This is a genomic window from Peribacillus sp. GL_122 (genome assembly GCF_057835005.1).
On the sequence record NZ_CM174415.1, the window covers coordinates 87,904 to 97,500 of the forward strand.

2 protein-coding genes, 9 tRNA genes and 4 rRNA genes (1 of these 15 only partly in view) are annotated in these 9,597 nt (G+C 48.2%); all 15 read left to right on the forward strand.

The window, feature by feature from the left end; genetic code table 11:
• The first annotated feature begins 21 nt into the window (after positions 1 to 21).
• On the forward strand, positions 22 to 1,020 hold the full coding sequence (gene dusB, locus AC3ISB_RS00460) for a tRNA dihydrouridine synthase DusB (protein ID WP_098372680.1): 999 nt from the start codon (positions 22 to 24) through the stop codon (positions 1,018 to 1,020).
• A gap of 188 nt (positions 1,021 to 1,208) precedes the next feature.
• On the forward strand, positions 1,209 to 2,708 hold the full coding sequence (gene lysS, locus AC3ISB_RS00465; RefSeq protein ID WP_179891136.1) for a lysine--tRNA ligase: 1,500 nt from the start codon (positions 1,209 to 1,211) through the stop codon (positions 2,706 to 2,708).
• A gap of 424 nt (positions 2,709 to 3,132) precedes the next feature.
• Positions 3,133 to 4,683, forward strand: a 16S ribosomal RNA gene (locus AC3ISB_RS00470).
• Positions 4,684 to 4,858: 175 nt separating this feature from the next.
• Positions 4,859 to 7,791 (forward strand): 23S ribosomal RNA (locus AC3ISB_RS00475).
• A gap of 64 nt (positions 7,792 to 7,855) precedes the next feature.
• Positions 7,856 to 7,971 (forward strand): 5S ribosomal RNA (gene rrf / locus AC3ISB_RS00480).
• 10 nt (positions 7,972 to 7,981) lie between these two features.
• A tRNA-Val gene (locus AC3ISB_RS00485) sits at positions 7,982 to 8,057 on the forward strand.
• 11 nt (positions 8,058 to 8,068) lie between these two features.
• Positions 8,069 to 8,144: transfer RNA gene (locus AC3ISB_RS00490), tRNA-Thr, on the forward strand.
• 42 nt (positions 8,145 to 8,186) lie between these two features.
• Positions 8,187 to 8,262: transfer RNA gene (locus tag AC3ISB_RS00495), tRNA-Lys, on the forward strand.
• Positions 8,263 to 8,271: 9 nt separating this feature from the next.
• A tRNA-Leu gene (locus tag AC3ISB_RS00500) sits at positions 8,272 to 8,353 on the forward strand.
• Between the two features lie 5 nt (positions 8,354 to 8,358).
• Positions 8,359 to 8,433: transfer RNA gene (locus tag AC3ISB_RS00505), tRNA-Gly, on the forward strand.
• A gap of 12 nt (positions 8,434 to 8,445) precedes the next feature.
• Positions 8,446 to 8,534 (forward strand) — tRNA-Leu (locus AC3ISB_RS00510).
• A 16-nt stretch (positions 8,535 to 8,550) separates the two neighbouring features.
• Positions 8,551 to 8,627, forward strand: a tRNA-Arg gene (locus AC3ISB_RS00515).
• Between the two features lie 8 nt (positions 8,628 to 8,635).
• A tRNA-Pro gene (locus tag AC3ISB_RS00520) sits at positions 8,636 to 8,712 on the forward strand.
• A gap of 10 nt (positions 8,713 to 8,722) precedes the next feature.
• Positions 8,723 to 8,798, forward strand: a tRNA-Ala gene (locus AC3ISB_RS00525).
• Between the two features lie 158 nt (positions 8,799 to 8,956).
• A 16S ribosomal RNA gene (locus tag AC3ISB_RS00530) occupies positions 8,957 to 9,597 on the forward strand (it continues 910 nt past the right edge of the window).
• The 16S, 23S and 5S rRNA genes sit together here with 9 tRNA genes alongside, the layout of an rRNA operon.

Here is a 9,597-nt window from a genome sequence, read left to right on the forward strand (position 1 = left end):
GAATGTTATAGGAGGCACACCGTGTTAAAAATAGGCAATATAGAAATGAAGAATCCGGTAGTGCTAGCACCGATGGCGGGAGTCTGTAACTCGGCATTCCGCTTGACCGTCAAGGAATTTGGTGCTGGACTTGTTTGTGCGGAGATGGTCAGTGACAAGGGAATCGTTTTACAAAATGCTAGAACGATGAATATGCTTTATATAGATGAAAGAGAAAAGCCGTTAAGTTTGCAAATCTTTGGCGGAGAAAAGAAATCTTTGGTCGAAGCAGCACAATTTGTAGATAAAAATACAAATGCTGACATCATTGATATCAACATGGGCTGCCCTGTTCCTAAAATCACTAAATGTGATGCGGGTGCAAAGTGGCTTCTCGATCCAAACAAAATTTATGAGATGGTTTCAGCGGTGGTTGATGCTGTTGAAAAGCCGGTAACGGTGAAAATGCGCATAGGCTGGGATGATGAGCACGTTTTTGCGATTCAAAATGCCCAGGCTGTTGAACGCGCAGGTGGTAAAGCTGTTTCCATGCATGGCAGAACACGAGTTCAAATGTATGAAGGAAAAGCTAACTGGGACATCATCCGTGAAGTGAAGAAATCAATTAATATTCCCCTTATCGGTAACGGTGATGTGGAAACTCCACAAGATGCGGAAAGAATGCTGAAGGAAACGGGTGTTGATGGAGTCATGATCGGCCGGGCAGCTCTAGGTAACCCGTGGATGATATACCGTACTGTAAAATATCTGGAAACCGGTCAACTGATGGATGAACCGTCCGTTCGTGAAAAGATGGACGTTTGCGTGCTTCATATGGATCGTCTAATTGCGTTGAAAAATGAAAATGTTGCTGTTCGTGAAATGCGTAAGCATGCTTCTTGGTATTTAAAAGGTGTTAAAGGGAATGCTAAGGCTCGTAAAGGGATTAATGATTGTGAAACAAGGGAAGATGTTGTTAGCCTTCTATATGGACTTGTTGATGATATAGAAGCGAAGCAACAAAATATCCAAATGGTCTGATGTTTGACATTACCTTCCTATTTTCCTATAATACGCTTATCTTAAACTGCCAGTAATCCTGGCAGTTTTTATATGTACATAAACAATGTTTTAAGATAAAAAGCTGTTGAATTCCTTTACTTTATGTAAGAATAAATATGTATGCAAAAGAATTTCTGATTAATTATATAATGCATTTATTAATAAAGATGGAGATGATTTTCGTGAGTCATGAAGAATTGAATGACCAACTGCAGGTAAGGCGCGATAAAATGCAGGCCATGATGGATAATGGACAAGACCCTTTCGGGAGCAGATTCGAGCGCACACATAACACTCAGGAGATAGTCAGTGCTTATGGTGAATTAGAAAAAGAAGATCTTGAAGAAAAAGAAATTGAAGTTACGATCGCTGGCCGTGTCATGACGAAGCGTGGAAAAGGGAAAGCGGGATTTGCCCATATCCAGGATATTAGCGGTCAAATCCAAATCTACGTCCGTTTAGATAACATAGGAGAAGATTCTTACCAAATTTTCAACCAAACGGATCTTGGCGATATCGTAGGGGTAACTGGCGTTATTTTCAAAACGAAAGTCGGGGAACTTTCCATTAAAGCTAAAGAATATGTGTTCCTTGCTAAAGCGCTTCGTCCGTTGCCTGATAAATTTCATGGCCTAAAGGATGTTGAAGAGCGTTACCGGAAGCGTTATGTCGATTTAATTACAAATGAGGAAAGCAAAAACACATTGATCATGCGCAGTCGTATTGTACAAGCCATGAGACGGTATTTGGACGATCATGGATACCTTGAAGTGGAAACGCCTCTACTGCACTCTGTTGCTGGTGGAGCTGCAGCACGCCCTTTCCTTACTCACCATAATGCCTTGGATATGCCATTGAATTTAAGGATTGCCATCGAACTTCATCTAAAACGCTTAATCGTCGGCGGATTGGAGAAAGTTTATGAAATTGGCCGGGTTTTCAGAAATGAAGGAGTATCCACAAGACACAATCCTGAATTCACATTGATCGAATTATACGAGGCATATGCGGATTACCAAGATATCATGAGTTTAACGGAAAACCTGATTGCCCATATCGCTCAAGAAGTTCTGGGGACGACTACCATCCAGTATGGGGAGTATGAGATAGAGTTAAAGCCGGAATGGAAACGACTTCACATGGTTGATGCTGTAAAAGAATATACTGGTGTGGACTTCTGGACTCAAATGAGTAAAGAAGAAGCCCAGCAGCTTGCTAAAGAAAATGGGATTGAAGTTAAGGAATCCATGGAGTTCGGCCATATCGTAAATGAATTCTTTGAACAAAGGGTAGAAGATAAGTTGATTCAACCTACATTCATCTATGGCCATCCAGTGGAAATCTCTCCTTTAGCAAAGAAAAATCCGGAAGATTCCCGTTTCACAGATCGTTTTGAGTTATTTATTGTAGGTAGGGAGCATGCGAATGCCTTCACGGAACTAAACGACCCTATTGATCAACGTCAACGCTTTGAAGCTCAATTAAAAGAACGAGAGCAAGGTAATGATGAAGCCCATGAAATGGATGAAGATTTCTTGGAGGCGTTAGAATATGGAATGCCGCCAACTGGCGGACTTGGAATTGGTGTTGACCGTTTGGTTATGCTATTGACCAATTCTCCGTCTATACGTGACGTCCTGTTATTCCCGTTGATGAGACATCGCTAATATAAGCAAAATGAATATTGATTGCAGGCCGAATTCGGATGGCTGGGATCATTGGGCGCAGCTCATGATCCTGGTATGTCCCATTCGGTTTTTTGTTTTTTTATTATAATTTCATGTCTTTTAATAGAGTGGATTCTAGGGCTTGAAAGAAAAACAACATTATCTCAAAAAAACTTTAAAAAAGGTATTGCGCACTTAACGTAATGGTGTTATATTTATATCTGTCGTTACGAACGAGTTGCAAACAGATTACAAACTTTTAAAAAGTTTTAAAAAAGTTGTTGACTTGCAGTAATGAAAATGTTATTATAAATAAGCTGTTCCGAAAGATATTGCTCTTTGAAAACTGAACAAAACAAAGCGCCAACGTTAAATTTTAAGTGAGCACACACTATCAAAAAAGCAAATGAGCAAGTCAAACATTTCTTCGGAGAGTTTGATCCTGGCTCAGGACGAACGCTGGCGGCGTGCCTAATACATGCAAGTCGAGCGAATCGATGGGAGCTTGCTCCCTGAGATTAGCGGCGGACGGGTGAGTAACACGTGGGCAACCTGCCTATAAGACTGGGATAACTTCGGGAAACCGGAGCTAATACCGGATACGTTCTTTTCTCGCATGAGAGAAGATGGAAAGACGGTTTACGCTGTCACTTATAGATGGGCCCGCGGCGCATTAGCTAGTTGGTGAGGTAATGGCTCACCAAGGCGACGATGCGTAGCCGACCTGAGAGGGTGATCGGCCACACTGGGACTGAGACACGGCCCAGACTCCTACGGGAGGCAGCAGTAGGGAATCTTCCGCAATGGACGAAAGTCTGACGGAGCAACGCCGCGTGAACGAAGAAGGCCTTCGGGTCGTAAAGTTCTGTTGTTAGGGAAGAACAAGTACCAGAGTAACTGCTGGTACCTTGACGGTACCTAACCAGAAAGCCACGGCTAACTACGTGCCAGCAGCCGCGGTAATACGTAGGTGGCAAGCGTTGTCCGGAATTATTGGGCGTAAAGCGCGCGCAGGTGGTTCCTTAAGTCTGATGTGAAAGCCCACGGCTCAACCGTGGAGGGTCATTGGAAACTGGGGAACTTGAGTGCAGAAGAGGAAAGTGGAATTCCAAGTGTAGCGGTGAAATGCGTAGAGATTTGGAGGAACACCAGTGGCGAAGGCGACTTTCTGGTCTGTAACTGACACTGAGGCGCGAAAGCGTGGGGAGCAAACAGGATTAGATACCCTGGTAGTCCACGCCGTAAACGATGAGTGCTAAGTGTTAGAGGGTTTCCGCCCTTTAGTGCTGCAGCTAACGCATTAAGCACTCCGCCTGGGGAGTACGGCCGCAAGGCTGAAACTCAAAGGAATTGACGGGGGCCCGCACAAGCGGTGGAGCATGTGGTTTAATTCGAAGCAACGCGAAGAACCTTACCAGGTCTTGACATCCTCTGACAACCCTAGAGATAGGGCTTTCCCCTTCGGGGGACAGAGTGACAGGTGGTGCATGGTTGTCGTCAGCTCGTGTCGTGAGATGTTGGGTTAAGTCCCGCAACGAGCGCAACCCTTGATCTTAGTTGCCAGCATTCAGTTGGGCACTCTAAGGTGACTGCCGGTGACAAACCGGAGGAAGGTGGGGATGACGTCAAATCATCATGCCCCTTATGACCTGGGCTACACACGTGCTACAATGGATGGTACAAAGGGCTGCAAACCTGCGAAGGTAAGCGAATCCCATAAAGCCATTCTCAGTTCGGATTGCAGGCTGCAACTCGCCTGCATGAAGCCGGAATCGCTAGTAATCGCGGATCAGCATGCCGCGGTGAATACGTTCCCGGGCCTTGTACACACCGCCCGTCACACCACGAGAGTTTGTAACACCCGAAGTCGGTGAGGTAACCTTCATGGAGCCAGCCGCCTAAGGTGGGACAGATGATTGGGGTGAAGTCGTAACAAGGTAGCCGTATCGGAAGGTGCGGCTGGATCACCTCCTTTCTAAGGATAATTACGAGAGCGCTTTTGTTTTGTTCAGTTTTGAATGAGTAATTCATTCAAATAGGAAAGAGAAGCATCACGATGTGATGGATTCTTTCTGCTTTGTTCCTTGAAAACTAGATAATAGATAGAAGGCAATTAATTTTTTTCAAAGCATCTGTAAGACTTTTTTAACGGTTAAGTTAGAAAGGGCGCACGGTGGATGCCTTGGCACTAGGAGCCGATGAAGGACGGGACTAACACCGATATGCTTCGGGGAGCTGTAAGTAAGCTTTGATCCGGAGATTTCCGAATGGGGAAACCCACTGTTCGTAATGGAACAGTATCTTTACCTGAATACATAGGGTACTGAAGGCAGACCCGGGGAACTGAAACATCTAAGTACCCGGAGGAAGAGAAAGCAAACGCGATTTCCTGAGTAGCGGCGAGCGAAACGGAATTAGCCCAAACCAAGAGGCTTGCCTCTTGGGGTTGTAGGACACTCAACATGGAGTTACAAAGGAACGGGGTAAATGAAGCGACCTGGAAAGGTCCGTCGAAGAAGGTAAAAACCCTGTAGTTGAAACTTCGTTCCCTCCTGAGTGGATCCTGAGTACGGCGGGACACGAGAAATCCCGTCGGAAGCAGGGAGGACCATCTCCCAAGGCTAAATACTCCCTAGTGACCGATAGTGAACCAGTACCGTGAGGGAAAGGTGAAAAGCACCCCGGAAGGGGAGTGAAATAGATCCTGAAACCGTGTGCCTACAAGTAGTCAAAGCCCGTTAATGGGTAATGGCGTGCCTTTTGTAGAATGAACCGGCGAGTTACGATTTCATGCGAGGTTAAGTTGATGAGACGGAGCCGCAGCGAAAGCGAGTCTGAATAGGGCGAATGAGTATGAGGTCGTAGACCCGAAACCAGGTGATCTACCCATGTCCAGGGTGAAGTTCAGGTAACACTGAATGGAGGCCCGAACCCACGCACGTTGAAAAGTGCGGGGATGAGGTGTGGGTAGCGGAGAAATTCCAATCGAACCTGGAGATAGCTGGTTCTCTCCGAAATAGCTTTAGGGCTAGCCTCAAGATGAGAGTATTGGAGGTAGAGCACTGATTGGACTAGGGGCCCCCAACGGGTTACCGAATTCAGTCAAACTCCGAATGCCAAATACTTATTCTTGGGAGTCAGACTGCGAGTGATAAGATCCGTAGTCGAAAGGGAAACAGCCCAGACCACCAGCTAAGGTCCCAAAGTATACGTTAAGTGGAAAAGGATGTGGAGTTGCTTAGACAACCAGGATGTTGGCTTAGAAGCAGCCACCATTTAAAGAGTGCGTAATAGCTCACTGGTCGAGTGACTCCGCGCCGAAAATGTACCGGGGCTAAACGTATCACCGAAGCTGTGGATTGACACCATTAGGTGTCGATGGTAGGAGAGCGTTCTAAGGGCGTTGAAGTCAGACCGGAAGGACTGGTGGAGCGCTTAGAAGTGAGAATGCCGGTATGAGTAGCGAAAGAAGGGTGAGAATCCCTTCCACCGAATGCCTAAGGTTTCCTGAGGAAGGCTCGTCCGCTCAGGGTTAGTCGGGACCTAAGCCGAGGCCGAAAGGCGTAGGCGATGGACAACAGGTTGATATTCCTGTACCACCTATACATCGTTTGAACGATGGGGGGACGCAGAAGGATAGGGTAAGCGCGCTGTTGGATATGCGCGTCCAAGCAGTTAGGCCGGAAACGAGGCAAATCCCGTTTCCATTAAGGCGGAGCTGTGATGGCGAGGGAAATATAGTACCGAAGTTCCTGATTCCACGCTGCCAAGAAAAGCCTCTAGTGAGATGTAAGGTGCCCGTACCGCAAACCGACACAGGTAGGCGAGGAGAGAATCCTAAGGTGTGCGAGAGAACTCTCGTTAAGGAACTCGGCAAAATGACCCCGTAACTTCGGGAGAAGGGGTGCTTTTTAGGGTGAATAGCCCAGAAAAGCCGCAGTGAATAGGCCCAGGCGACTGTTTAGCAAAAACACAGGTCTCTGCGAAGCCGCAAGGCGAAGTATAGGGGCTGACACCTGCCCGGTGCTGGAAGGTTAAGGGGAGAGGTTAGCGCAAGCGAAGCTTTGAACCGAAGCCCCAGTAAACGGCGGCCGTAACTATAACGGTCCTAAGGTAGCGAAATTCCTTGTCGGGTAAGTTCCGACCCGCACGAAAGGTGTAACGATCTGGGCACTGTCTCAACGAGAGACTCGGTGAAATTATAGTACCTGTGAAGATGCAGGTTACCCGCGACAGGACGGAAAGACCCCGTGGAGCTTTACTGCAGCCTGATATTGAATTTTGGTACAGCTTGTACAGGATAGGTAGGAGCCTGAGAAGCCGGAGCGCTAGCTTCGGTGGAGGCGTTGGTGGGATACTACCCTGGCTGTATTGAAATTCTAACCCGCGCCCCTTATCGGGGTGGGAGACAGTGTCAGGTGGGCAGTTTGACTGGGGCGGTCGCCTCCTAAAGAGTAACGGAGGCGCCCAAAGGTTCCCTCAGAATGGTTGGAAATCATTCGTAGAGTGTAAAGGCACAAGGGAGCTTGACTGCGAGACCTACAAGTCGAGCAGGGACGAAAGTCGGGCTTAGTGATCCGGTGGTTCCGCATGGAAGGGCCATCGCTCAACGGATAAAAGCTACCCCGGGGATAACAGGCTTATCTCCCCCAAGAGTCCACATCGACGGGGAGGTTTGGCACCTCGATGTCGGCTCATCGCATCCTGGGGCTGTAGTCGGTCCCAAGGGTTGGGCTGTTCGCCCATTAAAGCGGTACGCGAGCTGGGTTCAGAACGTCGTGAGACAGTTCGGTCCCTATCCGTCGCGGGCGCAGGAAATTTGAGAGGAGCTGTCCTTAGTACGAGAGGACCGGGATGGACGCACCGCTGGTGTACCAGTTGTCTTGCCAAAGGCATAGCTGGGTAGCTACGTGCGGACGGGATAAGTGCTGAAAGCATCTAAGCATGAAGCCCCCCTCAAGATGAGATTTCCCATGGCGCAAGCTAGTAAGATCCCTGAAAGATGATCAGGTTGATAGGTCAGAGGTGGAAGCGTGGCGACATGTGGAGCTGACTGATACTAATAGATCGAGGACTTAACCAACGCTTTTTAAAAAATGAAATACCTTCTTATTATCTAGTTTTGAAGGAACAACGTTCCTTTTATGTTTGGTGGCGATAGCGAAGAGGTCACACCCGTTCCCATTCCGAACACGGCAGTTAAGCTCTTCAGCGCCGATGGTAGTTGGGGGTTTCCCCCTGTGAGAGTAGGACGCCGCCAAGCAGTTATATATGGAGGATTAGCTCAGCTGGGAGAGCATCTGCCTTACAAGCAGAGGGTCGGCGGTTCGATCCCGTCATCCTCCACCATTTTTACACTTGCCGGTGTAGCTCAACTGGTAGAGCAACTGACTTGTAATCAGTAGGTTGGGGGTTCAAGTCCTCTTGCCGGCACCATTTTCATACAAGCTTGATATAGCATATATAAATAGTATATATGAGCCATTAGCTCAGTTGGTAGAGCATCTGACTTTTAATCAGAGGGTCGAAGGTTCGAATCCTTCATGGCTCACCATTTTATTATGCGGGTGTGGCGGAATTGGCAGACGCACCAGACTTAGGATCTGGCGCCGCAAGGCGTGGGGGTTCAAGTCCCTTCACCCGCATGTTCGCGGAAGTAGTTCAGTGGTAGAATACAACCTTGCCAAGGTTGGGGTCGCGGGTTCGAATCCCGTCTTCCGCTCCACTATTTATTTATGCCGGGGTGGCGGAACTGGCAGACGCACAGGACTTAAAATCCTGCGGTAGGTGACTACCGTACCGGTTCGATTCCGGTCCTCGGCACCATCTTTCATCTTAATATGCGCCCGTAGCTCAATTGGATAGAGCATCTGACTACGAATCAGAAGGTTGTAGGTTCGACTCCCGCCGGGCGCACCATATTTTTTCGGGAAGTAGCTCAGCTTGGTAGAGCACTTGGTTTGGGACCAAGGGGTCGCAGGTTCGAATCCTGTCTTCCCGACCATGATTTTTTTGGGGCCTTAGCTCAGCTGGGAGAGCGCCTGCCTTGCACGCAGGAGGTCAGCGGTTCGATCCCGCTAGGCTCCACCAAAAAAACTTGACAAGCCCATTTGGCTTTGATATGATAAGAAAGTTGATTCTTTAAGAAGAGTCAAATTGCTCTTTGAAAACTGAACAAAACAAAGCGCCAACGTTAAATTTTAAGTGAGCACACACTATCAAAAAAGCAAATGAGCAAGTCAAACATTTCTTCGGAGAGTTTGATCCTGGCTCAGGACGAACGCTGGCGGCGTGCCTAATACATGCAAGTCGAGCGAATCGATGGGAGCTTGCTCCCTGAGATTAGCGGCGGACGGGTGAGTAACACGTGGGCAACCTGCCTATAAGACTGGGATAACTTCGGGAAACCGGAGCTAATACCGGATACGTTCTTTTCTCGCATGAGAGAAGATGGAAAGACGGTTTACGCTGTCACTTATAGATGGGCCCGCGGCGCATTAGCTAGTTGGTGAGGTAATGGCTCACCAAGGCGACGATGCGTAGCCGACCTGAGAGGGTGATCGGCCACACTGGGACTGAGACACGGCCCAGACTCCTACGGGAGGCAGCAGTAGGGAATCTTCCGCAATGGACGAAAGTCTGACGGAGCAACGCCGCGTGAACGAAGAAGGCCTTCGGGTCGTAAAGTTCTGTTGTTAGGGAAGAACAAGTACCAGAGTAACTGCTGGTACCTTGACGGTACCTAACCAGAAAGCCACGGCTAACTACGTGCCAGCAGCCGCGGTAATACGTAGGTGGCAAGCGTTGTCCGGAATTATTGGGCGTAAAGCGCGCGCAGGTGGTTCCTTAAGTCTGATGTGAAAGCCCACGGCTCAACCGTGGAGGGTCA